Source organism: Duganella sp. GW821-FHT07F09 (genome assembly GCF_059418705.1).
On record NZ_JBWKQJ010000004.1, the window covers coordinates 112,966 to 139,507 of the forward strand.

At 52.8% G+C, this 26,542-nt stretch carries 22 protein-coding genes; 9 read left to right on the forward strand and 13 right to left on the reverse strand.

The annotated features are described in order from the left end of the window. Positions 1–174: 174 nt before the first annotated feature. From AC07P1_RS12100 to AC07P1_RS12110, 3 genes are all read right to left on the reverse strand, one after another. Entirely contained in the window at positions 175–702 is a 528-nt protein-coding gene (locus AC07P1_RS12100; RefSeq protein WP_494696052.1) for a hypothetical protein, read from the reverse strand. Between the two features lie 775 nt (positions 703–1,477). Next, positions 1,478–1,909 carry a hypothetical protein gene (locus tag AC07P1_RS12105; RefSeq protein ID WP_494696053.1) on the reverse strand — a complete coding sequence of 144 codons (432 nt, stop codon included), beginning with the start codon at positions 1,907–1,909 and terminating at the stop codon, positions 1,478–1,480. A 423-nt stretch (positions 1,910–2,332) separates the two neighbouring features. After that, positions 2,333–2,713: a hypothetical protein gene (locus AC07P1_RS12110; protein ID WP_494696054.1), complete on the reverse strand. Its 381-nt coding sequence runs from the start codon at positions 2,711–2,713 to the stop codon at positions 2,333–2,335. A gap of 789 nt (positions 2,714–3,502) precedes the next feature. Between AC07P1_RS12110 and AC07P1_RS12115 the strand changes: the two genes are divergently transcribed. Genes AC07P1_RS12115 through AC07P1_RS12130 form a run of 4 tightly spaced genes read left to right on the forward strand, consistent with a single transcriptional unit; the run spans position 3,503 to position 10,483 of the window. After that, complete coding sequence (locus AC07P1_RS12115; protein ID WP_494696055.1) at positions 3,503–5,113, forward strand: type I restriction-modification system subunit M; 1,611 nt, start codon at positions 3,503–3,505, stop codon at positions 5,111–5,113. Continuing rightward, on the forward strand, positions 5,110–6,450 hold the full coding sequence (locus tag AC07P1_RS12120) for a restriction endonuclease subunit S (RefSeq protein ID WP_494696056.1): 1,341 nt from the start codon (positions 5,110–5,112) through the stop codon (positions 6,448–6,450). Before AC07P1_RS12115 ends, AC07P1_RS12120 begins: the two co-directional genes overlap by 4 nt. Before the next feature lie 38 nt (positions 6,451–6,488). Next, complete coding sequence (locus AC07P1_RS12125; RefSeq protein WP_494696057.1) at positions 6,489–9,770, forward strand: type I restriction endonuclease subunit R; 3,282 nt, start codon at positions 6,489–6,491, stop codon at positions 9,768–9,770. A 2-nt stretch (positions 9,771–9,772) separates the two neighbouring features. Next, entirely contained in the window at positions 9,773–10,483 is a 711-nt protein-coding gene (locus AC07P1_RS12130; protein WP_494696058.1) for a YgjP family zinc-dependent metalloprotease, read from the forward strand. A 180-nt stretch (positions 10,484–10,663) separates the two neighbouring features. Here the strand turns inward: AC07P1_RS12130 and AC07P1_RS12135 are convergent, their stop codons facing one another. The 6 genes from AC07P1_RS12135 to imuA form a co-directional block, all read right to left on the reverse strand. Then, the gene (locus tag AC07P1_RS12135) at positions 10,664–11,365 is read right to left on the reverse strand and encodes a GIY-YIG nuclease family protein (protein WP_494696059.1); all 702 of its coding nucleotides are present in this window, start codon (positions 11,363–11,365) and stop codon (positions 10,664–10,666) included. A 57-nt stretch (positions 11,366–11,422) separates the two neighbouring features. After that, on the reverse strand, positions 11,423–12,688 hold the full coding sequence (locus tag AC07P1_RS12140; protein ID WP_494696060.1) for an RES family NAD+ phosphorylase: 1,266 nt from the start codon (positions 12,686–12,688) through the stop codon (positions 11,423–11,425). A 244-nt stretch (positions 12,689–12,932) separates the two neighbouring features. Continuing rightward, entirely contained in the window at positions 12,933–13,721 is a 789-nt protein-coding gene (locus AC07P1_RS12145) for an SOS response-associated peptidase family protein (RefSeq protein WP_494696061.1), read from the reverse strand. A gap of 61 nt (positions 13,722–13,782) precedes the next feature. Next, positions 13,783–16,935: an error-prone DNA polymerase gene (locus AC07P1_RS12150; protein ID WP_494696062.1), complete on the reverse strand. Its 3,153-nt coding sequence runs from the start codon at positions 16,933–16,935 to the stop codon at positions 13,783–13,785. Between the two features lie 2 nt (positions 16,936–16,937). Next, positions 16,938–18,413, reverse strand: coding sequence for a Y-family DNA polymerase (locus AC07P1_RS12155; RefSeq protein WP_494696063.1), 1,476 nt, complete (start codon positions 18,411–18,413; stop codon positions 16,938–16,940). Then, positions 18,337–19,080 (reverse strand): translesion DNA synthesis-associated protein ImuA, encoded by a 744-nt coding sequence (imuA, locus tag AC07P1_RS12160; protein ID WP_494696064.1) that lies wholly within the window; start codon positions 19,078–19,080, stop codon positions 18,337–18,339. Before imuA ends, AC07P1_RS12155 begins: the two co-directional genes overlap by 77 nt. 863 nt (positions 19,081–19,943) lie before the next feature. Between imuA and AC07P1_RS12165 the strand changes: the two genes are divergently transcribed. From AC07P1_RS12165 to AC07P1_RS12175, 3 genes are all read left to right on the forward strand, one after another. Beyond that, complete coding sequence (locus tag AC07P1_RS12165) at positions 19,944–21,164, forward strand: AAA family ATPase (protein WP_494696065.1); 1,221 nt, start codon at positions 19,944–19,946, stop codon at positions 21,162–21,164. Beyond that, positions 21,161–21,796 (forward strand): DUF4276 family protein, encoded by a 636-nt coding sequence (locus AC07P1_RS12170; protein ID WP_494696066.1) that lies wholly within the window; start codon positions 21,161–21,163, stop codon positions 21,794–21,796. The genes AC07P1_RS12165 and AC07P1_RS12170 overlap by 4 nt, the downstream gene beginning before the upstream one ends. A 208-nt stretch (positions 21,797–22,004) precedes the next feature. Beyond that, positions 22,005–22,181 (forward strand): DUF3606 domain-containing protein, encoded by a 177-nt coding sequence (locus tag AC07P1_RS12175; RefSeq protein ID WP_494696067.1) that lies wholly within the window; start codon positions 22,005–22,007, stop codon positions 22,179–22,181. Between the two features lie 148 nt (positions 22,182–22,329). Here the strand turns inward: AC07P1_RS12175 and AC07P1_RS12180 are convergent, their stop codons facing one another. From AC07P1_RS12180 to AC07P1_RS12195, 4 genes are all read right to left on the reverse strand, one after another. Then, positions 22,330–22,629 (reverse strand): hypothetical protein, encoded by a 300-nt coding sequence (locus tag AC07P1_RS12180; protein WP_494696068.1) that lies wholly within the window; start codon positions 22,627–22,629, stop codon positions 22,330–22,332. Between the two features lie 61 nt (positions 22,630–22,690). Further along, the gene (locus AC07P1_RS12185; RefSeq protein WP_494696069.1) at positions 22,691–23,308 is read right to left on the reverse strand and encodes an HAD domain-containing protein; all 618 of its coding nucleotides are present in this window, start codon (positions 23,306–23,308) and stop codon (positions 22,691–22,693) included. A gap of 294 nt (positions 23,309–23,602) precedes the next feature. Next, positions 23,603–23,980 carry a hypothetical protein gene (locus AC07P1_RS12190; RefSeq protein WP_494696070.1) on the reverse strand — a complete coding sequence of 126 codons (378 nt, stop codon included), beginning with the start codon at positions 23,978–23,980 and terminating at the stop codon, positions 23,603–23,605. Next, complete coding sequence (locus tag AC07P1_RS12195; RefSeq protein ID WP_494696071.1) at positions 23,977–24,618, reverse strand: hypothetical protein; 642 nt, start codon at positions 24,616–24,618, stop codon at positions 23,977–23,979. The genes AC07P1_RS12190 and AC07P1_RS12195 overlap by 4 nt, the downstream gene beginning before the upstream one ends. A gap of 809 nt (positions 24,619–25,427) precedes the next feature. Between AC07P1_RS12195 and AC07P1_RS12200 the strand changes: the two genes are divergently transcribed. Next, positions 25,428–25,751 carry a hypothetical protein gene (locus tag AC07P1_RS12200; protein ID WP_494696072.1) on the forward strand — a complete coding sequence of 108 codons (324 nt, stop codon included), beginning with the start codon at positions 25,428–25,430 and terminating at the stop codon, positions 25,749–25,751. 81 nt (positions 25,752–25,832) lie between these two features. Beyond that, positions 25,833–26,432 carry a hypothetical protein gene (locus AC07P1_RS12205; RefSeq protein ID WP_494696073.1) on the forward strand — a complete coding sequence of 200 codons (600 nt, stop codon included), beginning with the start codon at positions 25,833–25,835 and terminating at the stop codon, positions 26,430–26,432. The last annotated feature ends 110 nt before the right edge of the window (positions 26,433–26,542 follow it).

The following is a 26,542-nucleotide window of genomic DNA, read 5'->3' on the forward strand; positions in this document are numbered from 1 at the left end:
TTGTTCGCTGAAGTGGATTGTAGGTTTGGTTCGCATTGGGGTTCCTTTCTGAACGTGGATGAATGTGAGATAGCCCGAGGGCTAGTTTGTTAGCGCTAGAGTTCAGCGCTGAAATTCATAGGGTCGCGACGGTGTGTCGAGGCACGTAGCGTGACCTGAAAGCCGCAGACGATTTCAGCGCTGAAATCTTTGATAGCTGTGAGTCGGCCTTAGTTCGTCCGCATGGTAGAAGCGGTCAAACGGGGATTCCTTCACGCGGATGATAGAGCTGTCGGCGCCGGGGCCCCTGCGAAGTACTTCGTCTAGAACCCTATCGGTGCAAGGCAAAATTTCTACTCTCTCGAAGCTGCCGTCCTTCATGCGGTCGGGCCAACCAAACCAATAATTTTCTTCTTGAGGTTCTATCGGGTGGAAGGCCCAGATTGGACCAGCGGCACCGACTGCAATGCAAGCTCCATTAAGTTGTGGTCTGGTTTGCACGTAGTGTTTGTATAGGCTTGTGAGCGTTTCGTAGTCCGAGAGCGCGCTATATGCAGCCGCCCTTTCTTGCCTGTCGGCGAGGCTTTCATTGACTTCTCGCCAAACCTCTATGGAGAAAGTCTCCTCAGATAGGAATGGAGCCTCGAGCGTGAGGCATTGGAGGCGGTCGCCGTAGTCATGGCCAAACACTAGGTGCCATAAAATTTCGTACTCTAATTTCATTGAATTCCTTCGAGTGTGCATGTTGAATGGTTAGAGCGTTATCAGTAATGGTCACTCGTTCGGGTGGGAGGGCACAGGCTGAAATTCCAAACGGTTTGTTCGATTTCAGCGCTGAAATTCCCCCCCCCAGTTGAGTTGCCCGGGTGGAGTTGAGTAAGACGTTCTGAGGCACATTGCAGCACCGTCATCCCAAGCTAAGGCCAATTTACAATCGTCATTTCAGCGCTGAAATCGTACGGAGCACGCAAACGCGGGCTCCGGGCATATCTGGCGGTGTACGTGTGTCGGTGTGACGTGGTGTCTACTGGTGCAATCCTGGAACAGCGGACGCATCCATTTCCGTTGTAAGCGAGGAAGTGAACTGCATGCTCGGATTTCAGCGCTGAAATGTCCTGGGTTTTGTGTCCCAGTGTCTGGTCGACTAAGTCGAGTGAGGTGGGACTCAATCCCGAGTAAAGAGCGGTTGAAGGTGTTCTTGGCTGATGAATCGCCGGGGCTGAAAATCGCTGCCGCAAAGCTCGAGTCATTAAGGTCGACAGTGCCAGCCGCTCGCCATGTGCGCTATTTTTCATGGCATCGACTGCTACATTTGCGCTTTGCTCTGAGTTTGCTTTTAGGACGGAGGCAATTTCAGCGCTGAAATTGTGCTTAGCTTTGATGGTGTTCTCTCCTAGCCGCAGCTCTATCTCAGACCGTCTATGACTTGCAGTGCGAGCACCCGCAGTAAGCGAGAAACGCAGCCGCTGTTTGCGACCCTCACACCATGCTGTTTCAATCAAATAGCAGGGAAGTAGATGGTCTTTGCAAAGTGCTTCGCTGCCTCGTATGAGCACGCAGGTGAAGAGGTTTTCGATGGCGAGAGCAGTACAGGGGGCAACAGGCTGCGGACGAAATGGAACTGCGGGTCGTTTTCGCCGTCTTCAAAGTGTCCTAATAAGACCAGTGCGCTGCCGACGCCGCCGAGGAATACTCGCTCGTCTGGTGCATATCCGACACTGTGCCCGAGAAACGTTCCCTGTTCATCTAGCCCTAGGTTGAACGAGTGTCCTTGAGACAGGATTGGAGAAACCTCCAAAGCATGCAACGCGCAGCCCAATTGGTAACCGCTAGAGGTGGCGAATATCTCTTCGTCGTCGTTGTACAGGCTCGCTACAAGAGCGCGAGAGGAGTTGCGGGACATACTCAGTTTGATGTGATTCACGTTCATATTGTTCCTTTGTTTGTTCTAAATTTTTAGTTAAGTGGGGGGCCAATTGCATCGGCTAGAACAGCGGATGCAGAGGAATTAAAATGCGTGGGGTAATGGTGCTGGCCCGTACTGGATGCGCTGACGAGCACGGCAAGTGAGCACCGTCTACGCGGTCTGGTCAAGGTGAGGACCAGCGTAAGGCGGTCACGCGTTGGTTCTAGTTGGGGATTTCAGCGCTGAAATTGTACGGCGCTTGAAGTAGGTGGTTCTGCAAAGGGGAGCTCTTTGTTCATTTGGAGCGATACGTAGCGTCGCATGATACAGCTAATTTTTCGACGAAGAGGTGCACGCATTGCAACTCAGCTGCTGTCACAGAGTGGACGCTTCGAGTGGGAACGGCGACATTTCAGCGCTGAAATCGCAATCGTTCCTTCGCTGAATTTAAGCTTGGCCTGTTTCCTGGGCGTGGTCCAGGAACGTTGACGCTGCCTCTGCGCCAGTGACGCAGTACCCGTCATCCATGCATCCTGTAATCTCCCCCAGGGCCAGAGCCCATCGGTCGTGGAATCGTTCCATGTCGCTCGTCTCAAGATTTTCCAAGAATTCGTGGAATGCTTTTTTGGAGGAGAACACAGTTTTGACCCATGTGTCGCTATCAATGCAACCTGCCTCGGCGGCTGCGCTCAGCGCGTCGAGCACCTCCCAGTGCTGATATTCGCCTTTGAATTTGATGAATTTTTTCTTCGTTTCGTCGAAACCCATGCCTCGGACCAGTGGAGTCAGGGCACGCAGTTTTGGGGTGTAAGGGGTGATTGTTGGCATATTGATTCCTTAGATGAATGTAGTAATTTGTTGTGCCCGCGCTCGTTCGCAGGGCGTGTTTTTTCCTGGCGGGCACGCCGCCAGATTGCGATAGTTAAGCGCCTGTTTTGGCGCTACGCCGTCGGTAAAGCATCAAATTGTTAAAGAGCGAAAAAGCAAATTGGGAATCGAATACAGCGGGCGCAACTTGGCTGCTGTTTTTAAAAGTAGGTGCTCAGGGCAAGCCTGGCTATGTGATGTGGTCAGCGTGTAGCTGATTCCTGAATAATGCCGTATGGAAATTCTATTGTCAAGGGGTAAGGAAAGCATTTTCCAGTGTGGAATCCACCGGCGTGGGCCACAGCTGCTGTGTCGATGTCGGAGAGGGGCGCAAAGTCCCGACTTGCGTCGCGAAGTAAGGGTTTTTTGGCCAGAATTGAAAATTCACCATTATTCTCATGATGGTGAAAATCCATTCCCACTTAAACGCTGTCGTATCCGTTTCTGAGATAGAACGTGTCCTTTCGCTGGGGAGGAGTATTAGCCATATTGTCGTCGTCGAGTGCACTGCATCGCGTCGTCAAGCTGTGGAAACCACGACCCAAGGTTGTATCTGGTGACACCAACACCGCTGCACTCATGACTTGGAGGCAGGGCTCTAACGCATGCCAACAAAGGCGATGGCCTTCGTTCTCACCGCTGTTGCTAGTGTACAATTAGACCCAACTTCAAGGCCGGTATTCCGGCTTTTTTCATTCTAGGCGAAACCGATAAACTGGTACCGCCAACCGTCTTTTAGAGATTGTGGAAATGGCAACTAAACTTACTCTCGAAGCGCTCGAATCATGGCTGTGGGAATCCGCAAATATCCTGCGCGGTTCCATCGACTCATCGGATTTCAAGAACTACATCTTCGGCCTGTTGTTCCTGAAGCGCTTCAACGACGTATTCGACGAGCGGGTCACCCAGTTGATGCAGCACGACGGCCTGAGCGGCAAGGAAGCAGAGGAAGAGGTCGTAGACAAGTGGGGGCACTTCCCACTGAGCGCCCGCTGGCCTGACCTGATTGCCCGTACAGAGAACATCGGTGAGGCGCTGGACAAAGCCTTCGCCACCATCGAGGCAAACAACCCTGAACTGCAACATGTGCTCACCGCCACCCAGTACGGCGATAAGCGCGTGCTGTCGGACGCCACCTTGCAGCGCCTGCTGCGACACTTTAACCAGTACAGGCTGGGTAATGCCGACCTGTACAAAGCCGACATGCTGGGTGACGCTTACGAGTACCTCATCAAGCAGTTCGCCGACGACGCTGGCAAGAAGGGCGGCGAGTTCTACACGCCCAAGGCGGTCGTGCAACTGGTCGTGGAACTAATTGACCCGCGACCGGGGCATGCCGTGTATGACCCGACCTGTGGCAGCGGGGGCATGCTGGTGGAGAGTGCGCACCACATCGCAAACCTGCCGGACGGCACTATCATGGGTAAGCCGAATGTACTGCTGTTTGGTCAGGAAAAGAACCTCGGCACTTGGGCCATCGCCAAACTGAATCTCTACCTGCACAACATGCGGGCCGAAATTGAACGGGGCGACACGCTGGTCGAACCCAAGCACCTTGATGGCGATTACCTGAAGACCTTTGACCGAGTGATTGCCAATCCGCCGTTCTCCGCCAAGTCATGGTGGTCACCGTTGGAACTAGCCAACGAAGCGGAGCAAGAAGGCGACAAGAAGGCCAAGGCCCCCAACTACAAGCAGGTCAACGACCCATATGGTCGCTTTCTCTATGGCATCCCACCACGTGGGTATGCCGACCTCGCCTTCGCCCAGCACATGCTAGCTAGCTTAAAGGCTGACGGACGCATGGGCATCATCCTGCCGCATGGGGTGTTGTTTCGTAGTGGTGAAGAAGGGAAAATTCGTGAGGGACTGCTGTTCGGTACCGACGCCTCCTGTGGCAACCAGCCTGGCGACCTAATTGAAGCCATCGTCGGGCTGCCGTCGGCGCTGTTCTATAACACGGGCATTCCAGCCTGCGTACTAATTCTGAATAAACAGAAGCCGACAGCCCTCAAGGGTAAGGTAATCATCATTGACGCCAGCCGCGAATACCTTGAAGGCAAGGTGCAAAACAGCCTGCGCACCGAAGACATTACTCACATTGTCAGCACGCACAAGGCGGCGTACGAGAGGCAGACCGAGGTGGACAACTACTGCCGTGTGGTTTCGTTGGGCGAAATCCGCAGTAAAGACGGCAACCTCAACATTGCACGCTACATCGACAATGGCGAGATGGAAGAAATTGTCGATGTGAATGGTACCTTGACGCAACTGGCGGCGCTGGCCGAGGAAGAAGCACAAATTGACGCGCGACTTAACAGCTATCTGGTGGAGTTAGGGCTGCTGGAGGCAGAGGTATGAGCGTTGTGAGCAAGAAGGGTTACAAGGAAACGACGATTGGGTGGATACCATCCGAATGGAGTTTCTTATCTATGAGTGAAATTGCTCAAGAGTCAATCTTGCGTAATGGCGAAAATTCATCTCTTCCTGTAATTCTTTGTTCCAAGCACGTTGGATTTGTTCGCTCACTTGACTACTTTAAAAAGAAAGTATTCAGTGAGGACACAAGCAATTACAAAGTAGTGAAGCGTAACTGGATTGCCTATCCGTCTAACCATATCGAGGAAGGCTCAATCGGCCTTCAGTCTATTTGTGACGCCGGGATTGTTAGCCCCATCTACACAGTCTTTTCCCTCAACGATAAGGTTGACCCGACTTACATTTATCTCCTGCTAAAAACCGAAGTGTATCGACGACAGTATGTTGCTGCAATGAATGGTTCCGTTGATAGACGCGGGAGCCTTCGATGGTCGCAATTCTCTCAAATCAAGGTACCGGTCCCGCCACTCTTGGAGCAAAAGAGAATCGCTGCCATCATCACGACAGTGAACGACAAACTGAGCGTAATTGCCCGCCAAATTGAAGCTACTCAAGCCCTGAAGCGGAGCCTGATGCAAACTCTATTCAGGCGGGGCGTTGGCACGCAAGACGCTGCTGGTCGCTGGGTGCAGCACACCGAGTTCAAGGAAAGCGAACTGGGAACAATTCCTATGGGGTGGAAGGTCGGCAATGTTGCCGATTATATTTCTGCGCTGCGGTCTGGAGTTAGTGTCAACGCGGAAGACAGAGAGTGTAACGCAGATGAAATTGGGGTTTTAAAAGTTAGCGCTGTATCGCGGGGGAATTTCATCCCTCGTAATCACAAAGCTGTTCCGCCCAAAGAAGTGAGCCGGGTAGCAGAACCTGTTCTTGGCGGGCGCATCATTATTAGTCGTGCTAACACTCCAGCATTGGTAGGGGAATCGGCGTTTGTCGAGACTGCTCACCCTGAGCTGTTCCTTCCCGATAAGCTCTGGCAATCCGAGCCGTCCGATAAGCCGCATTCCGTCAAGTGGCTAGGATTCTACCTTCAAAGTCCATTCGTCCGCGAGGAAATCAGCAGGGCTGCCACGGGAACTAGTGGAAGTATGAAAAATATCGCAAAGCCAGCATTCCTTCGTATTCCGATGCCATTGATTCCATTGGGCGAGCAAGAGCATATTGCCGAGATTTTGTCTGAGGTCACTTCCAAGGTAAGGAACTTGCTTAACCAGCAAGCACACTACCAGAAACTCAAGCGTGGCCTGATGCAGAAACTACTGACTGGTGAGTGGCGAGTGGCACTGGATTCGCACCACGATATTGCCATTGCTGCTTGACTAATAAAATCAAGAGAACGTGCAGAGAGGACGAATTCATGGGGGTTGCAGAAAAAGCAGGGGTCGAACTTCCGGCGATTGAATCGCTGGTTAGATTGGGCTACACAAATCTGCCGGGCACCAAGGTTGAGGTTGAACAACGACATCTCGCACCGGTACTCGAAACCGTTCTCCGACCTAGACTTCTGGCTCTGAACCCATGGCTGCGAGCTGCTCCCGGCGGCGTCAATGCTGCTCTCCTTGAGCTACGCAGAAGGGTGAACGACGACCTTCTTCCCGCGAACAGAAGGTTCTGGGCGCAGGCTGTGCACCGCTCCGACATCCAAGTGAAGGATGCCGACGGCAAGCTGCGCAGCGTGCGTTTCTTCGACTCGACGTCGGTAACCAACAATGACTTTCATGTGGTTGACCAGTACGTTGGCAAGAACGCCGACGGCGATGTGTTCCGCCCCGACCTGCTGTTATTCATCAACGGTCTGCCGCTGGCCATCATCGAATGTAAGGCTAGCCATCACCGGCTGGATGAGGCACTTGCACAACTGGACGGTTACCAAGCCAGCTTCCCAGCGCAGTTCGTATTCAACCAAGTCTGTGTGGGCCTCAACCGACGGCAGGGCCTGTATGGTGCCATCCTCACTAAGCCCGCCTTCTATGCGAGATACAGGTTGCAGGAAGCTGAACTGGAGGCGATGGTCAGCGTGCTGGGTTCCGACCCACGCGAGCAAGACCAGTTGCTGTGGGCACTGTTCGAGCCGACACGCTTTCTCGAACTGATTACTCACTTCGTGCTGTTTGAAACCCGAGACGGTAAGACGGTGAAGAAGCTGCCTCGTTATCAGCAGTGGCGAGCAGTGCGTAAGACCATCTCTCGACTTACGGCACCCAAGCCCATGGGTGGTGTGGTGTGGCACACGCAAGGCAGCGGCAAGTCGCTGACCATGGCGCTGCTGGCACGAATGCTGAGGGCTGACAGCACTGGTCTGAATAACCCAACCGTGCTGGTGCTCACCGACCGTAAAGACCTCGATAAACAAATCTTTGACACCTTCCACGCAGTGGGTATAAACGCCATTCAGGCGGTGTCGGTCGATGGACTGGTCAAATTGCTTGGTAACGATTATGGTAGTGTATTCACCAGCACCGTCCAGAAGTTCCAAGAGAGCGAACAACCAGGTGATGCTCTCCCTCCCACAGCAGATGAAGAAGACGACACTTTGCAGGCGACTCGGCATAGGCGGGTACGTGAGGGGAAGGACTTCTTCATGGTGGCAGAGCGCAATCTTCACTTTAGCCAGTGTGATGCCGATGGCGTGATACTCGATGCAAAGTGGGAAGAAGTCAGCCGGGAGAAGGTCAACTTCCGGGTACTGAGCGCCAAACCCAACTTCTACGTGTTGGTCGATGAGGCGCACCGCAGTCAATATGACTTCCTTGCCGCCTTCATGCGTGCCAGCCTGCCTCACGCCAAATTCATCGCCTTCACCGGGACACCGCTGCTGAACGACGACAAGCACACATTGGCGGAATTTGGCGGCGACGCTTACATCGACGAGTACCGGCTGCATGAAGCGGTTGCTGACGGTGCGACTCTCCCCATCAAATACCAAGACGCTTGGGTGGCGCTGGCTCCCAACGCCAAGCTCGACCAGGCCTTCAAAGACCAGTTCTCCGAAGAGAGTGAAGCCAGACAACAGGCACTGAAGAAGGAACTACTGGCCAGATGGCGGCAGGCAGGCGACCGTATGGAACAGGTGGCGACGCACCTGGTAGAGCACTTCGTCGCCAACGTGCAGGCCAAAGGTCTGAAGGCCATGCTGGTGTGCGATGGTCGTGATATGGCTGTGCGCTACAAGGACTTGCTCGATGACTTGATGAAGGAGCGCAAGGCCAGCGGACTGCCAACCTTCGAGAGCCGGGTAGTCATCTCGCTCGCCAGCGTGACCGCATCGCGCACAGGCTTATCGGTGCAGGAGGAGGCTGCCGAATACAATCTTGGCCCTGAGCAGATTCAGACCATCGAAGAACGCATCAAGAGCGAACTTAAGGCTGGCAAACAGCCGGTCGCACTACCAGCAGAGCAGGTTGCGAACTTCGTCAGCAAGCTGTTCCCGCTACCGTATGGTGAAGAAGGAAAGGGGCGGGATGGTCAGCCGCATGCAAACAACGTCGGCCTCATCATCGTGTCCGATATGTTGTTGACGGGCTGGGACGCGCCGATTGTCGGCACCATGTACCTTGACAAGCCGTTGAAGGAACACACGCTGTTGCAGGCGATTGCGCGGGTCAATCGCACTATGGCTGGTAAGAATGCTGGCTACATTGTCGATTACCACGGCGTGGTGGAGCACCTCGACCACGCCCTTAAGATTTACGGAGGCGAGGTGCAAGCAGCGCAAATCTGGGAAGGCGTCGAAAGTGAACTGCCAAAGCTGCAAGCAACACTCGACCGCATCCTCAAGCTGCTGCCGAAGAAGCACGACCCGGTCAGGCAACGTGAGGATTACAAGGACGACGCCGAGCGCTTCCTTGACCCTACCAGCAGGCTGGATGCGGTGGAGGACTTCTTGGAATTGGCCAAGCAGTTCAACCGCAGCATAGACATCATCCTTCCCGATGTGCGCGGCGTGCCCTTCAAGCCCTACTTCACACTGTTTGCAGAAATCCGTCTGATGCTGCGTGATAAGCTGCCCGGCAACACCTACCTGGAGCGCATCACCAAGCTGGAATCGGTGCTGTTGCAGCAGTTACTGGACGAGTACATCGCCGCCAGCCCTGCCAAAAGTCTACTGGGCAAAGAAGTGTCTATTTTGGATGCCAGCGACATGGCCCGGTTGAAGAAACTGGCCAGTCTCGGCAGCCAGGCGCTGGTCATGAAGAACCAGTTGAAGCACACTATTGTCACTGGTAGAGACAAAGACCCTGCCTTCTTTGACAAGCTGGCTGAGGAACTGGAGAAGCTGCTGGCGGAAGAAGCTGCTGGCCGTATCAGTCAGGCCCAATTTTTGGAACAACTCGACCTGTTCGGTCAGCGTATCAAGGACAAGGACAACACAGGCTTCGACCACCCGGCACACTCGGCGGTGTATCACTACTTGGCCGCATTGCTGTCGGAGGAAACCGCCAGAGTGGCAACGACTAAACTCTTCGAAAATATCAGCCTGAGTAGCGCGATGGCAGCGGGTAATTGGAAACAGATGCATGACCTGCACCCGGAAATTCGCGACCTGCTACGGAAGTTGCTGATGCCGTTGGCGGGCTGGGAGCGCTCGGTTGCCAGAGACCACGCCGCCCGAATCTTGGACATTCTCCTTAAGAACTGACTATGCCTCGCTTGCAGTACGGTCTAACCACCATCGACTGGCGATTCCAGCCGGAGGCCAATTTGAAACGGCACTATGTGACCGTGGAGCGAGGACGTCCGGTGCTGTTACGTGGGCCAGTGGTGGGAGAGCTGGAACAGGAAGCCCTCGTGCGTCGTCGCGCACGCTGGATTCGGGACAAACTGGCCACGGTGAACCTGACGCAGGCCAATGAAGACATAGTGACGGGGAGCCGTCTGCGCTATTGTGGTCGCACCTACTTCACCGAGGTGCGCCACGTGTCGGGCCTTATCAAGCCACGCCTGACCTTTACTGCGTCTCGCTTCATTGTCGAGAACCCGTGCGGCATTAGTATTCAGCCTGCTGCCCTAGAGCCCGTGCTGGAATCTTTCTACCGCGACCGCGCACATGAAAAGCTGCTGGTGCGGGTACGCCATTGGGAACGGCAGACTGAACTGAAGGCGCGGGCTGCTCGTGTCCGCCACTTCCAGAGCCGCTGGGCTAGTTGCAATGCACAGAACGTATTGGAGTTTCACCCACGTGTGATGGAGTTACCCACGAGCGTTCAGGACTACGTGATACTGCACGAACTCTGCCATACCGTGGAGAAGAATCACACGAAGGCGTTCTGGGCCTTGGTGGCGCGGCACATGCCAGACTGGGGGCTACAGCATGAAGTGCTGGAGCGGGCCGTGTTTGGGGGAGCAGTTTGACTGGGGGGGGAAGAACCAATATAAATCGTTTTCTTCGTTCCCGTTATCAATAGAATCAGCTGGGAATCGCTCCGTTGTCTGGAGGTGCGGAATTGGGTGCTCTTCACTGTCGTGTTACTGTCTGAGCCGTCGGCTTGGTTTTCACCATTATCTGCATAATGGTGAAAAGTGCATATCCTATCAAGAGTTAATAAAGTTCATGATTGAGGAAATTTCGTCTGCCGTGGTAATGAACCATTCGTGACCAGGAGCATCTTCCTTCCATCGCCCTCTGGCCTTTAGCACGGCATGAATTGCATCTTCAACTTGAGAAACTCGTTTTACCTGCCAGCGTGCCAATATCTCAGGCATCTCGAAAAATCCAGCCCCTTTACATTGACCGAACACTCGAGTCTCAACATTGGACGCGGTGGTGAGTCCAATCTTTATGGGGAAGGCGCTATTGAGTTTTTTGATGGCGGGGAAAGTGAAAGCATATATCCACCCATCGAACTCAATGTCGGGCTGCTCCTCCACTGCATCATCTTCATCTTCTACCGCCTCTAACGTAATCTCTGAATCCGATTTGAGACGGTACATGCCGGACTTGCCGAGCCATACAAAAGGGGATTCTGGTCCACGCTTGGCCCTCAACGATGTGAAGAAGCGAAGAGCAGTGCCCACTTGATGCATTTTTCCCTCTGTGTCGCGCGCTGGATAAAGCATTCCCATTTGTTCATCGGCTAGGTAACGATTAAGAACTCGATTGATAACAAGGTTGAGTTTGAACGGTTCTCCGGTAAGTGCTTCGGGTTCTTGAGCCAGTTCGGGCAAGACATGGTAACGGGCGAAGCGGTAGCAAAAAGAGGCGTTTGATTCAAATGGGATTGGTAAGCTTTTCATTATCACTTAGTCTGTTATCCATGACACACGATGAAGGAGGTGTGGGGCGAGAAAAGTTCAGTGTGGAAGCCGTCCCCTTTCCGTATCACTTAGGTAGGCCTCCATAGGGTGGTCAAATGATTCGGCGACAGTGTGTATTGCTTTGATTTTGTGAAACTCGATAGAAGAACAGACAAAGGCGAGATAAGCATTTTTCCCAAATTTTTCGTCGAAAGTCATTGCCTCCTCGAAACCATTTAGCTCAAATTCTTTGTCACTGATTTTGCAGAATTCTGGAAACAAGACTAGATTCGTTCCTTGCTCACCCGTTTGCACAGATGGGAAAACAAGACCATGCACAACCGCAGAAAACTTAAGTCGTAAAAATTCGAAAGCAACCTGAGTTGATAAGTAAAGTAGTTCATCACTACGACCCTTTGGCCTCGACATCTTTCGGACCAGCGAACGTATAAAGGTTTGTAGATTAATGCTGTCGCGATAACCCGACTCTAACAACGATAGCTTAGGTCCCTCAATCTTTTCCAACTTCGTCAGGTCAAGAAGCCGCAGCGTTCGGGTGGGAGTAAACGCCGCACTCGCGACTATATCACCAGTGATTGACCGGATTTCGCTCAGGCAGGTATCCCGTTCGAATGCGCAGTACAGTGCTGGAATACCGTGGGGCGTCATTCGCTGGCTGCCGACCCGCTCCTTTGGGGCTAGGCCAAATTCGGCAATGGGCCTTTCCATCATCCTATTACCACTATCGCTATTGGGCGCAAGGCGCGCTCGGTACAAGTATTCACCTTTGTTAACAGTCCGAACGCATTCTTCTTTCAACGTGTTATCGGAGTTGGATAGGAATCCGAATATTTTTTCTAAAAAATCACCGGCGCGGGGGTTAAAGAAACGGTAGGAATGACGAATATCATCGACATACGATTCCCAGCGCGCCTCGTAAAGATTTTTTTCAAGTGTACCGTCATCATAATAGAAATGTCGGTCTTCTCCGCTGTCATTCTTGATGTAACGTGGCGGGACAAATGCGATTAGGTCATCAAAATACTTCTCCTCGTATAGTTCCATCCAATCACCCAGAACTCTATCGATAGCCTCAATATCTATCATGTCGGAGCCACAATGGTAGAGCATACCTGACTCAAATGAAGTAAGGTCGTCTTCCATTGCCACGTTTTCGTCTACAAGCTTTAAGATGTGCTCGAACAAAACGCGATTTTCCACCGAAGGCTGCGCGCTTTTACAATAGCCGCACTCGTTATTGGTTCCGTGCGCTTGGATAAAAACTTTTAAGGGCGATGGTGTCACGCATTCAATGCAAATCATGTTTGAATTTTTTATTAGGGTTAGTGTGAGTAACTTTAAAGGAGACGAGTGTAAGTGATGCTAAAGAATTCGATAGATAGGAATACGCATACTGCGATAAAATTATAGAAAAGTCTAGAAAAAAGTTGCACTGTAGCTTGCGCCAGTCTGACCTGACGTAAAATACTTTCAAGTTCTGCTTGCGGTCTCGGTTGAAATTTCCGAAACCTCGGAACATGGGGAGTCATGAGACTTTATGAGCGGTTCAAAATAGGTCGACTTGTCCTAAGTGGTCTGATGTTTTGGTTGTAGTGTCTGGCATCCTCTCTTCTTTCGCAGCCTTCGGTGCTGGTCGCGCTTGCAGAAGTTCAGCGGGATAGAGCTGGACGAGTGCTCGCGCAAATTCCGGATTTTCGGAGCTCAACCAGTCGTCGTAGTCCTCGGGACGAAGGATGGCGACACCACGCTTTTCCTTATCTGAGTGGAACCGCTTCAACAGAGGATGGTCGTTTGCGTTAAGGGTAAAGTGAGTGAAGGTGTTTTTGACAGTGCCGTCCTTCTCTTCCCAAGTCCGCCACATACCAGGCAATGCGAACGGCTCACCACTAGCCAGTTCGATGGCCCATCTTTCATGCTTGCCTGTCTCCCAGTTCGGCTCAAACACTGTCAACGCGGGAACGATGCAAAGCTGTTGTTGAAGCCAAAAGCGTTTGTAGTTCACCTTACCGGTGACTTCTTCGAACCGGGCATTCATTGTCTCCATCGGAATGCGTGGTGGGCCGGGAGGTTCTTTTCCTTGGGCCTTTGCTTTCTCAACTGCCCGAGCGTACTTTGCTTGGTCTTCATCAGTGAGCTTCTTGAAGGGGCGATGGTCTTGCGGGACGAAGGCGTAGGTGCCTACCATTCCCTTTCGTCGCCCTTGGTCATCATGAATGATAAACGGCGCCTTGTTGTCTCGATAGATTTCGTCACGCCAGTCGTCGTTGACCTCGATGGGAGTGCGGAACCAATCGAAGGCCATCTGGCGGCTAACCGTTATGTAGTTGACGCACATGTGACTCTCCTAGCTAAGTAACTAACGAAAAGGACTATTTCGCAGTGCACCTGACTGTCTGTCAGTGGAAATTCCTTGAACGCGTTTCTAGTTCACCGAGAAGGTGAGAGCAATCGACAAGGCGCTTAGCAATTAAGTTGCGGACGCCTTGTTTCGACTGCCACACACCGTACACGCCTAGCAGCTGGGAGGTCATCAACTCACGCCGTTGGTTTTCGATGAGAGTCGGCCAAACAATGGTGTTGATGGTTCCGAATTCGTCTTCAAGTGTCAAGAAAATCACGCCGTTGGCCGTTTCCGGGCGCTGGCGGACTGTGACGATTCCACATCCACGTGCGAGCTGGCCGTCTTGGAAAGTGTTCAGTACATCAGAGGGAGTGAACCTCATCTTGTAGAGCTTTTCGCGAAGCAGTGCAAGAGGGTGACGTCCGAGCGTTAAACCAATGTGCCGATAGTCGGCTACGATATCCTCGCCTTCTGTCGGCGCCGCCAATTCAAGCATCGGCTCAGCAATTCCTGCTTCTTTTAAAAGCCCCCTGTCTGGAACGCTGGCTGCCGCATTCCACATCGCCGTGCGGCGATTGCCGGTGAGTGAGGCTAACGCGTTTGCAGAAGCGAGTGCTTTCATATGCGCAGCTGTAAGGTCTGCGCGCATTGCCAAGTCTCTCGCGTTTTCGAAGCGTCGCGCGGCTCGGGCTTCCTCAATACGCCAAGCGGCTTCGCGCTCCATGCCCTTGATATTATTTAGCCCCAATCGGACAGCAGGTAACGCTGTATCGGAATGCTCTAGAGTGGCCTCCCAGGCGCTTGAAGATACATCGACCGGCCTGACCTCCACTCGGTGTCGCCGCGCGTCCTGTACGAGCGATGAGGGGCTATAGAACCCCATGGGCTGGCTATTGAGCAATGCGGTTAGGAATTCGGCGGGGTGGTGGCACTTGAGCCAGCTGCTGGCGTAGGCGAGTAGGGCGAACGAATGGGCATGTGATTCGGGGAAACCATATTCTGCGAACCCTCGAATTTGGCCGACTATGGATGTGGCAAACTCTGTGGTGTATCCACGCGCGGCCATGCCGCTCATCAATTGCTCTTCGAACTGCTCAAGGCCGCCTTTTCGCTTCCAGGCCGCCATCGCCCGGCGTAGACGGTCCGCTTCACCTGGCGTAAACCCTGCGCCAACCATGGCGATAGACATCACTTGCTCTTGGAATATTGGAACACCCAGCGTTCGCTTTAGTACCGCCTCGATTTGGGGGCTCGGGTAAGCCACCGGTTCCTCACCGCGACGGCGCCGGAGATATGGATGAATCATCCCCCCCTGAATAGGTCCAGGTCGGATGATGGCTACCTCAATGACCAAGTCGTAGAACTCACGCGGCTGCATGCGTGGCAGCATCGACATCTGCGCGCGGGATTCAATCTGGAACACGCCCACCGTATCGGCCTTGGAAATCATGGCGTAGGTTGCTGGGTCTTCATGAGGGATGTCGCCTAGCTCGAAACGTTCCCCGCGTTGCTGGGAAATCAGTTCTAGGGTACGCGACAAGCAAGATAGCATTCCCAGCGCGAGAATGTCTATCTTCAGCAAGCCGATGGCGTCGATGTCGTCCTTGTCCCACTGGATTACAGTGCGCTCCGCCATCGCGGCGTTTTCAATCGGAACCAATCTGGATAAGGGCCCACGAGAAATTATAAAGCCACCTGGGTGCTGCGAAAGATGGCGCGGAAACCGCATCATTCGTTCAGCGATGTATCCCCATTTTTCAGCGACTGGCGAGTTTGGGTCGAACCCGCAAGTGAGCAGACGTTGCTGGAGGTCAGATTGCCCGCCCCAGCCGTGAGAAGACTTAGCCACTTTGTCGACTACGGATAGGTCGACACCCAGCACACGGCCGACATCTCGAACTACACTGCGAGGCCGATATGAGATGACGACGGCTGTCAATGCTGCACGAGTCCGCCCGTATTTCCGATAGATGTATTGAATGACCTCTTCCCGTCTCTGATGTTCGAAATCCACGTCAATGTCCGGCGGTTCATCTCGTTCTCGTGAGATGAACCGCTCGAACAGGAGCGTTCCGCGCGACGGGTCGACCTCGGTAATTCCCAGGCAGTAGCACACCGCACTGTTTGCCGCAGAGCCTCGCCCTTGGCATAGAATTTTTTGCGAACGAGCGAATCGAACGATGTCGAACACGGTCAAGAAGTAGGGCTCGTATTTCATTTCCGCGATAAGCTCAAGTTCATACTCCAGCTGCGCATGAACGTTGTGCGGAATCGCCTTGGGGTAACGCCAGTGCGCCCCGATATATGCCTGCTCTCGTAGGTAGTCGGTAGCGGTCCTGCCTTCCGGCACAATCTCGCCAGGGTACTCGTATTTGAGTTCGTCCAAAGAGAACGTGCACGACTGAGCAACACGTATCGTTTCATCCAACGCTTGACGCGGGTACAAATTCCCCAAGCGCAGCCGGGACCTGAGATGTGCTTCGGCATTTGATGCAAGGCGATATCCACACTGAGAGATTGGCGTGTTGTGACGTATGGCTGTCATCGTGTCCTGCACTACCTTCATCGACCTGACATGCATCATCACATCGCCAGTCGCGACAATAGGAAGACTGAACTCGGAAGATATAGCCTCAGTCATTGTCCGGTGTCTATCATCTTCTGCGCGATAGTGGAGGGTCAGCGCTATACGTGCCCGACCAGGCGCACTGCGGACTAGCCATTCAGCTTGGCGCTCGACTTCTTCATACGGTGCTTTGTATTTCGGGCACAAAATAAGGTGGCAGTCTGGGAGACCTTTCAGGTGTGCGAGCGCGACTTCAGGGCTAGCAATGTCCCTTGGCCGGACAAGGTAATTGCCTTTGGTCGCGCGTGTGCGTGCGACGGTGATTAGCTCGCTCAGATTCCCATATCCGTTTCTGTTCATCGCCAAGAACAGCACCGTGAATGCAGGTGAGCCATCCTCGGGCGTCACCAACATCCGGCTGCCAATTATCAGATGCAGGTTGTGCTCTTTCGCTTCCACATGCGCTTTTACCACACCGGCCAGAGAACATTCATCGGTGATGGCTAGAGCCGTGTAGCCCAGCTGCGCAGCACGTTGAACCAAAAGTTCAGGCGGCGAGGCGCCACGTAGAAAAGAAAAGTGCGTGACGCACTGAAGTTCCGCGTATTCCGGCAAAGTGCTCTGTGGTTTTTTGTCGTTCATCTTCAGAACATTCCGTGCAGGTGCCAGCGCCCGTTAGGGACGCGCTCCAAATAAATCCAATAGCAGGACGAGTCTGACGCCTGCGCGATGTAATAGTCGCGAGCTGCCAACTGGTCGTTCCACCATCCCGCTTCGATTCGTTCCGGCCCTTTCAAAATTTTTAACGGCGAGTTATAAAACGGGCGGTCGCCACGAACCAAGAGCTCAATCGGTTTGTCGAGCAACCAGAATGGCCGTTCAAATAATTCGTCGATTTCGTTAGGTTTCACGGTCTTCTCCGTGGCAGGCACCCAAGTATTTGATGCCTCAGGACGATGGTCGTGGGTCTCTGCTGGTACGAGAACATTTTCAGGGCCGAGACGTGCGCTGAGAAGCTCAAGCAATCGCTTGAAGTCGGCCGGGCTTCCGCTAGGCTCGGGGAACAGGTCTTCCGTGGGCGGCACCATTTCGGCAAGTAGCCGAACCTCAAGTCGCACGGCGATAACTGGAGCGACGAGCTCGACCCGACCAAGTCGCTCTTTTAGCAGGCGCATCATATGGTCGATTCGCCAAGTAGGTTCGCCCAGTCGGATTTCCACCTCTGTGGGGGGTATCGCTTCGCGTCCCCTCTCGTGCTCAAGCATCAAGGCGAAAGCGCTAACGGCGTGCTGCTTCGCTGCCAACCATCCTACAAACTGCTGTAGGAGGCCCGTGGCACCGTCTAGGAGGGCGTCTGCATGTTCGACACGGTCGAACGTCTCAATGCGCGCCACGAAGGTCTCAGGTACCACTACCCACCGAAACATCTCAGGCGCCAGGCCATAGGCTCGGTCCAATTCGTCCAGAACTCGCTTGCTCATGCGACGCTGAATACCCTGTCGCGGCAGGCGCCGCAGTGCCGCCAAATTCGTTGCCCCGATGCCCTCTAACCATTCAAGGTGTTCGACTGCTGCGGGCAGGTATTCGCAGGGAATGCGGTCTAACTGGCGCTCCAAAGAACTCATCTTTACAGTGCGGCGTAAGGTCAACTGCCGCTTGGCCAGGCGCAGACGAGCAAGCAACCAAGCCCCCATCGCAGTAGGCGCTGTACCTAGACGCACTGTTAGGCCTAAAGCCTGAGTACTCGCTCGAATCTGTCGGCTGATGGCCGAGCGGCCTCGGAAGAGGCGCAAACTAGCGGTCACATCGAGCAGGAGGCTGAAGTCCGCTTCGTGAGTAACCTCTGGTGTGAATTGAAGCAGGGCCAGCGCGACAGCATTCAGTGCGATTTCTTCTCGGTGTAGGTCTCGCTCAAGAATGGTTGTGGACGGCGCCACCGTAGATACGCCACCTGGACGCATACCCACCCGTACCCCCGATGCAAAAGCCTCGCGCGATACAGAAATTACCTTGCCCTTCTCAACGACAGCATATGGCGCAGGTTCACACCAGCGCGGCCTGACGCACTCGAGCGGTAATAGTGGAAGGTGTACGCTGAACCAGAACCGCATTTTGGTCATCCAAGAATCGTTGACGCGCTGGCATGTGGGCCAGTTGAACAAATAAAGGCTCGTCGTGGTGAGGGCCACGACGTTTGATAATTTCCACTGAAATCCCGCCAGCGGCAGGGCGTAGGGTTAACCTAAGCGAGGCAGGTGATGCGTCCGCAGCTGCACTTAGAGGACGTAAAAGCCAGAATGTTGTATCGGTGGCCTGCGCCGCAAGATTAAGACGCCGTAGCGACTCGTTACGGATATTTTTCTGCCACAGCATCACAGCGCCGCAACTGCCATTCCGTAAAATTTGCTCTGTGGACCACAGTGCATCAGCGGTTACAGGCGCTCTGACCCATAGCAGGTTCGGGCATGTCAGGTCTAAGAATTTGCACGCCGCTGAGTTAGGCAAGTAGGGAGGCTGGATTAGCGCAACCCGCCTTGTTCTCGAAAGCGCGGCTAACGCAGGTTGGAGAAGGTGCATTTCTCCGATGCCAGATTGCTGCAACAGCAGCTCTACCATTGTTGACTGCGGCCATCCCCCTTCAGGTAGCTCCAAATCCAATTTAACGTGCCCTGAGGGCGAGGACAGAGTACGACTGCGACTTAGCTCGCTCGCGCGCCACACATGGCGTAGCGCGGCCTCAGCTGCTTGCTGTGCGACGGCGGACTGTTCAAACGGCGGGGAAATCATAATTTATTTGTAATAATCGAGGAAAATACTGTATGTATAAACAGTATATGGCCCGAAGCGCAATTTGCACAAGGATGATTTGTTTGTGCTTTGATAATTCCGTGGTCTAGATGGGGACTCGTGCGAACGAGAAGGTCCGCGAGGAGCGAAGAATCCCACCCGTGTTCTAACGCTGTCTGTACGGCGCTCTTACTTTTGCTTGCTCGTGCACGGTACAGTCGCCCAGCTATAGGTCATGCAAGGTGGATATTGTTGCTGGAATGGCATCCTGAATCGAATGCTTTTCCTACTATGTTGAGGATGAATCAAACTGTCTTCGTTAGAGACAGCGACCACCGTCTAAATCGTCTGCGTCCGAGCCATCTAGAACTGCACCCGCGACTGTGGAAGAAAGATTGTATAACCGGCACCGGTCTCAGGAGACCCATGTGGAAGCGCCCCAGCAATCTGGGGCGCTTGTTGTTGGCGGGGGAAGTCTGCTTTTACCTAAGCAATTTCAACAAAGAGAACGAGCTTCCTCCAGTGGTCTGCCGTCTTTACCCCCAGAGACTTGACGCCATTGCACTTGCACTTCAGGTTGACTTTAATCTTCATTTCTTGCTCCTTTTCGCGCGGTTAAGCTTAATTTTGAGTTTGAATTTCGCCATTTTTACGATGGAGATGAAGACGGCCAGACCACCTAGGAAACCTCCGTCGACCATGCTGAAAATTGCCAAAGCAGGTAAATCGGTTGAGCCCCCACAGACTAACCTTGCGCGAGAATATTGTCCAGAGCCACATAAATTTCATAGTTAGTAGTGTACTTGATAGAATGGAACGATTCATTTCATGCTCGAGCTGCGCAAGCTGACTCCGGAGAAAACATGGCAATTTTAGAAGGTATCCAAATTCAAAATTTTCGCAGTCTGCGAAATGTGACCTTGGGGAAGACGTTTGACAACCAGGCCCGTGCCTTACCTCGTCTGATGGCGGTAATTGGCGCGAACGGGGCAGGGAAATCCAGCCTGATGGATGCGCTCGGATTCATCGGCGACTGTTTGCAGGAGGGGGTTCAGGCCGCATGTGATAAACCACATCGCGGTGGCGTAGAGCGCCTGAAGACGCAAGGCAGCTCTGAGCCAATAAAATTTGAAATCCGCTATCGGCAGAATTCGGATGCGCGTCCTATAAGCTATTCCCTTCATATCGATACCGACAAGCACGGCCGAGCGGTCGTCGCCTACGAGCGATTGCGACAGCGGAGGAAAGGGCAGAGTTCAGGGCAGCCCCACTCATTCCTGACGATTGAAAATGGCATAGGTACAGCTTGGGCGGGCGAGTCCTCCGAACAGGCCGAAGGAACACGGCACGAATCTGTAAAGATGGGTGACAGGCAGGTGCTAGGCATTGCGACGTTGGGGACATTGGCTGACCACCCAAGGATAAGTGCCTTTCGGTCCTTCCTGTCGGGGTGGTATCTGTCCTATTTTGTCCCCCAACTGGCCCGCTCGCAGCCAATGTCAGGCGCAGATTCCCATTTAAATCGAACGGGCGAAAATCTCGCGAAATATTTGCAATTTATTTCTCGAGAGCATCCTACAAGCTTTCAGCAGATGCTCGATAGGATTGCAAAGAAAATTCCAGGGTTGTCCGATATCAAAGCAATACAAGCGCCGGACAAGCGGCTGCTACTGGCATTTCATAGTCAAGGATACGCAGAGCCCTTTTATCAGCAGGACATGTCTGATGGAACCCTGAAGATGCTGGCATACCTTCTCCTCATGGAGGACCCGGACCCTGCGCCACTGGTTGGCATTGAGGAGCCGGAGAATGGATTGCACCATCAACTTCTAGCTGACTTGGCGAGGGAATTTAAGGAATTTGCTAGGAAGGCAAAAGGCCCTCAGGTACTGATAACTACTCATGCCCCAAATTTTGTTGATGCGCTAACTCCAAACGAAGTTTGGATTCTCGACAAAGATACAGACGGGTTTAGTAAGTTGTTCTGCGCAGGCGAAATCGCAGGAGTGAAAGAGATGTTCGATGAAGGAATTCCTCTTGGAAGCCTCTGGTACAGCAATCACTTCGGTGTGGGAAATCCATGACCTATCGCCTGGAGGTCTTAGTGGAGGGGGGCTCAGACGTTCCTACAGTTCGCGAACTGTTGACGCGAAAGTTCGAGCTTGAAGAAGATGTTGACTTTCGCATTCATCCCCATAAAGGTCGCGGCAAGCTGCCAAGAGATATCTTGGGGAAACCTGACCCCAAACATCAAGCACTGCTTGACCAATTGCCAGCAAAACTAAGGGGGCTTTCATACCTCGGAGACGAGGCGTGTGTAGTCGTTCTCCTTGATGCTGACGATAGTCCTTGTGATGAGTTCCGAGAAGAGCTGAACGTCTTTTTAGCGAGGCTGCCTCGAAAGCCGAAGAACGTAGTTTTTCATTTGGCAGTAGAGGAAACCGAAAGCTGGTTCTTGGCCGACCCACGTGCTGTAGAACGCGCATACCCCAAGGCAAAGCTCCAAAAAGCTCGCCAAGTCAGGCCGGATGCTGTTGTGGGCGCCTGGGAAGTTTTAGCAGATTGTATCGGGGTTAACAAAAATGACGTAACGGGCACCGACAAATACAGTTGGGCAGAAAAAATTGCTCCGTACATTGACTTTGAGAACCCTGCTTCGCCAAGTTTGCGCAGCTTTGTCGAAGCGCTAATACCCTATGTTCTAAAGGAAGAATAAGCGGGAAGGTCGCGGTCACTATGGCTTCTCTGAGGGGCCATTGGATGGTGTCGTTAAAGCGTGACATCTGGTAACGCCATCGCAATTAGATGTCATTTTCCTCAAACGGCTGAGCACTCGCAGTCGAGGGATGTGGCTTGGTGGGAGAGCTAACTGAGCAAAGATACAGCAGCTGCTACTCTATGACTTTCGATAGGAGGAGCTTGCTATGTCGGATGACCTCAAAAACCGTGGTGTCCAGGACCGCTCACGTATCAATGTTCATGAAGACCACGAAGTCCGGTACTGGACGCAAGAGCTGGGAGTCAGCAAGGAAGAGCTTGAACGTGCTGTGAAGACTGCGGGCGTGATGGCAGCAGACGTTCGAAAACACTTGGGCAAATAATGCAGCCATGGTCAGCCTATTTCGGCGGGTCCGCGTGGACCAGCCAATGACTGAGACGTCGACCTATCGCTGAGCAACACGCTGGATTGCGGCTCGAGTTTTGAAAAGGCAGCGCTTACAGCACCCAGCGAACGTCCGCTTTCGTCGTCTAATTTTTCAAGCGGGCCTTGTGCGATAGGTTTGGCGCAATCACTACTTGCAACGTACATCCGAAAGGCGCGTCGCCATGGGCAGCTGGCAGAAAGAGTGCATTTGATACTCCACATTTGAAGCAATGTTTATACATGTCAAGTGATGAGGGCTTTCCTCCAAATTCAGCCTGCACCTCAAGGCTCAGTGTTTCAAAGTACTTGTTGAATTCGGCAACCGACGCGATGGCTTCCGCCTCAGAAATACCGCTATGAACCCACCCGCATTGAGGGCATTTGAAGTTACCCAAAATTTTCATACAACTCCAGTCATCACATTAAAGGGCTCCCGTCAGTCGCGAGGGAGGTACGCGCGTAAGCTCAAATTCCATTATTCCTTTCTAGGCTTGCGCCAAGAATTTTTCGAGCCGCTTGGAATTGCGGATACAGAAATCCTCCCGATGCATCGCAAAATACGGTTTGCTTTTCAAGATGCGAACCAACGAGCGACTGCCCACTGAGCACGTCATCGATGATTGCATACGGCGCTGGAGCAAGTAGACGCGTACCGCGCCACTTGTGCGCATCGAGCCACGCTTCAATCTCAACAAGCCTGTATGTATCCTCGTCTCGGGGCGTACACCAGACTTCGTGCAAGTTGTCTGCCACGAAGCTCAGGCCAGTGGCTGCAAACGTGGCACATAGCTGCTCCTTGTCTAGGTGCAGCGTCCACGATGAACTGATTACATACCGAGGATGAAATTCATCATCCAGTTGGCGCAGATTTTCTACAGCATGTCGATGAAAAATCTGCTGCCATACCTCGTCTGCATCGACGGTTCCATCATTCGCCAACACTGCTAATACATCCGTTGTGTTCAGCGTGCGATGCACGCAAAGCACGTCATCAATGTCAAGAAACACTAGAGGCCGCCGGTCAGCAATCGACGCACCTCCCGTAACCGTATTCTTCATGTTGGCAATATCGAATGTGGTCATTTTATTTCGCCTTACGGTTGATTTTTCTTAGCACTCGAGATGTCGGTTCTGGTAGCGCGGAGTGCTCTCTAGCGAAGCCTTCTAGCTCGCTGAAGCGCGAAGGGCGTGCGACTAGCCTGTGGGGGTCTTCCGGCAGGAATTCCAGGCCGATGGATTCTAGATACAATCCGAATGATTCGTCGCCGCGCCACACCATATCCAAAATTTCCGACAGCCTTATCGGGCTGATTAGAAGCGGGCGACCATACATACGGCAGATAAGGAGATATCCCCTAACCACGTCTATAACCCGATTCACACTTGCTCCTTTTTCCCAGCCCAAGCCCAGCCGAGCTTCTCGGCAGTTCGGCGAATCGTCCATTCCATTTCTGCCGATGTGCCCCAACCAGATTTGAGTAGACGGTTGAGGAATTGCTCAAGAATTTCTTGCTCCGACAGGTGCGAATATTTACTGCTGCGGTTTCGTGTGCATTTGCCTGCGAGCTGTTCCGCCAGGTCCTCGCAAACGCTAAAACGAATAGCCGTCTCGACAGTGTCCCTCTTCTCGGCGTACTTACCGGACTGCGAATCTCGAACGACTGCCAACTTGGGTTGTAGACCTGCAACCGATGCTAAGCTTGCGTCGCGCGGGAAGTCGTCGGGCACTTCAGTCGGATTGCTATCGATGGTCATGACAACCTGCCGGAGCGGAATGCCTCATATACGGATGCTGGCGCAGTCTGGCCATTACGCATTAATGCGGCGGGATTAGTTAATCGCGTTTGCGCGACAAACCATGGCCACACATCATCTGGCACGTCGTCAACGAATATGAAAGGTCCTTCCGCGCCGCCGGAGTAGACGGTAATTGCCGGAGAGGGCGTCTGCCCCCTACCTATCGATGGGTCGCAATGCAATAAAGCGCGTTGGATGGTGGCATATAGGTTTTCCGGCCATACATTCTCGTTCATCGGTAGTACCATGCCTAGCACTGGTCCGGTAACGATGAGCTTGTATGTTTCGTTAGGTCCGGATAGGGTAACGACACTGAGCGGGCTTTTGTCCCTGCTCACGCGTGACGTTGAAGCAATCCGAATTTCTAACTCCGTGAGCTTCCCCACTTCAGCGCTCAGTTCTGAAGCGAACTCAGCGAACGCGGCTGCAACCATCGCGAACCCGGATTGCGACCACGGCAGATGGCCGGTCAAGAACCTGTAGTCCGACGCTTCCTGCATGTGCAGCGTCGCAGCCAGACCGCCTGGGGCGGCTTCCAAAGTAATGCTGATATTTCCTTTGTTATCAGCTTGATAGGCAACATCTGCGTGCAGCATAGGGATTCTCCAGTTGGTACTCGTTAATATCGACTGAATTGACGGTCACTGTTCCGCCAGTCGCTCTAAAGGAGGACTTTTATTCAGTCTAGATGAGCGCCGATTTTAATCCTAAAAAGCGTGTTGTAAAACGTATTGGCCCTTAAAAATTGATTTTAAAAGTATCTGGCGGATGTGGATTTAATTTTGCAATTTCACGCGTATGACGGAATAGAAAAAAAGTATATATGGAGAAAGGCGTGTGCAGCAAACCTGAGAATGGCCCGTATTTATATGAGTATTTAGCCATACAGATGTGGCCAATAAGACGGGCTAAAACGGTCCTTGTACGCGAGGGTTGAGGCAGGATTGAATAACATGTCGTTAAAGACGTTCGAGAAAAATCGCCGGGTGGTTGTTGTCACTTTTCCACAATCTCAGGCGCTGATTGCGGAGGTGGGGCTCCGAATTGCCGCCGCTCGCCAGTTACGGCACTCACAGGGACGCTGTACGAGGTAGCAGGACTAAATATTCTGTATGTAGGTCGAGTTGAGCGAGGGGACCCGTGTCCTGGTATCGACCCAATCGAGGCCATCGCCACAACCCTGGTCGTTTCACCGTCTGAAGTTTTGGCCATTTGAACGACAACTTTCTATGCTGCTGCGGTACTCCTGGGTTCATGCTCCTAACGTCCCAATAGTTCTTTACACCTCATCCAAATTATCGACCGACAAATCTACTACGTAACGTGCGATTGCGGCAGCGGATAGTTTCCATGTGGTAAACTTTGCTTGGTACAATATTTCTCCCCACAAATCATCGAGGTCATCTTGAGCAACAAACTCGTCGTTTCCGCAGTACGCATAATTCACAGCCTGAACAAAGACATTGCAGGCAACCTTCTTTCTGGTCAGGATGTTCGTGTTGCCCAATATGTAAAAATCCAAGCAGCGGTGAGCGAAGCCTTAGTACAAAAACTCCATTCTGGAGGCGATTTCAAGGCCGAGCAGAACTTGGAAAACGCACTGAAGGCAGTCGATGGCCAGCTGGATGCCATGACACCAATTAATCCAGAGCTCGTTGCTGAGGCGACGGCGAAGTGGAAGGAGCGAGGTGTAGATTTCACCTCCGTTTTGGCCACTGTTCCTGAATAATCAAGTAGCGTTTGACCGCCTGCGAAGGCGGTTTCTTTTTTTTGTCCGCGAGTTGCTGATGCCATCAAGAGGGGAGCGTGTGTGAAACGGAGAGAGCGTGATTTCATCGCATTGTTTAACGCACTTTGGTACCAAGATTTCCCCGTCATCCCAGGACATGAGGACTTGGGAAAGCGCGCAGTTTGGACGACGCACATTGCGTCCGCAGTAAAAAAATGTAGTGACCTCATGGGACTGTTTACGTGCTTCGAGAGCGGAGGCAGAACCGATGCCGTGATTCAGGATGCAAGCCGAACTGTATGGGTGAAAGTCGAGTGGGAATGGCAGCAGCCCAAGCAAGAAACGGTGAACGAAATTCAGAAATTGGCTGACGCGAGTGAACAAGCGGACGTATCTATCTTCATCGGGTACAGCAAGTCAGAGCATCATGCCGAAAATCTCGCGAAGATTCTCGAGACTTGGAAAGGAGTCAATAAGCCCCTCATTGCCATTCTAGTGACGTATTCGTTTCACGGCCGCAGACGGCACTTCGACTATCTGCAAAGCCACTACATCAAGAATGGCCGCCATGTAAAAGTTCGACGTCAGCCTGCGTTGCCATGGCATGTGAAAGGCACAAAATGGGCGGCGCTTTCGACCTCGGCTTCAATCACACCCGCTCCTCCGGATGATGGTGAATAGATTTCTTTCTCGCGTCAACAAAGGAAGGAATCGCGTGTTCATCCAAGCCCGCAACCTCACCCCGATTTCATGAAATGCAGCACTGAGAGCACATGAAAAACCACCCCATG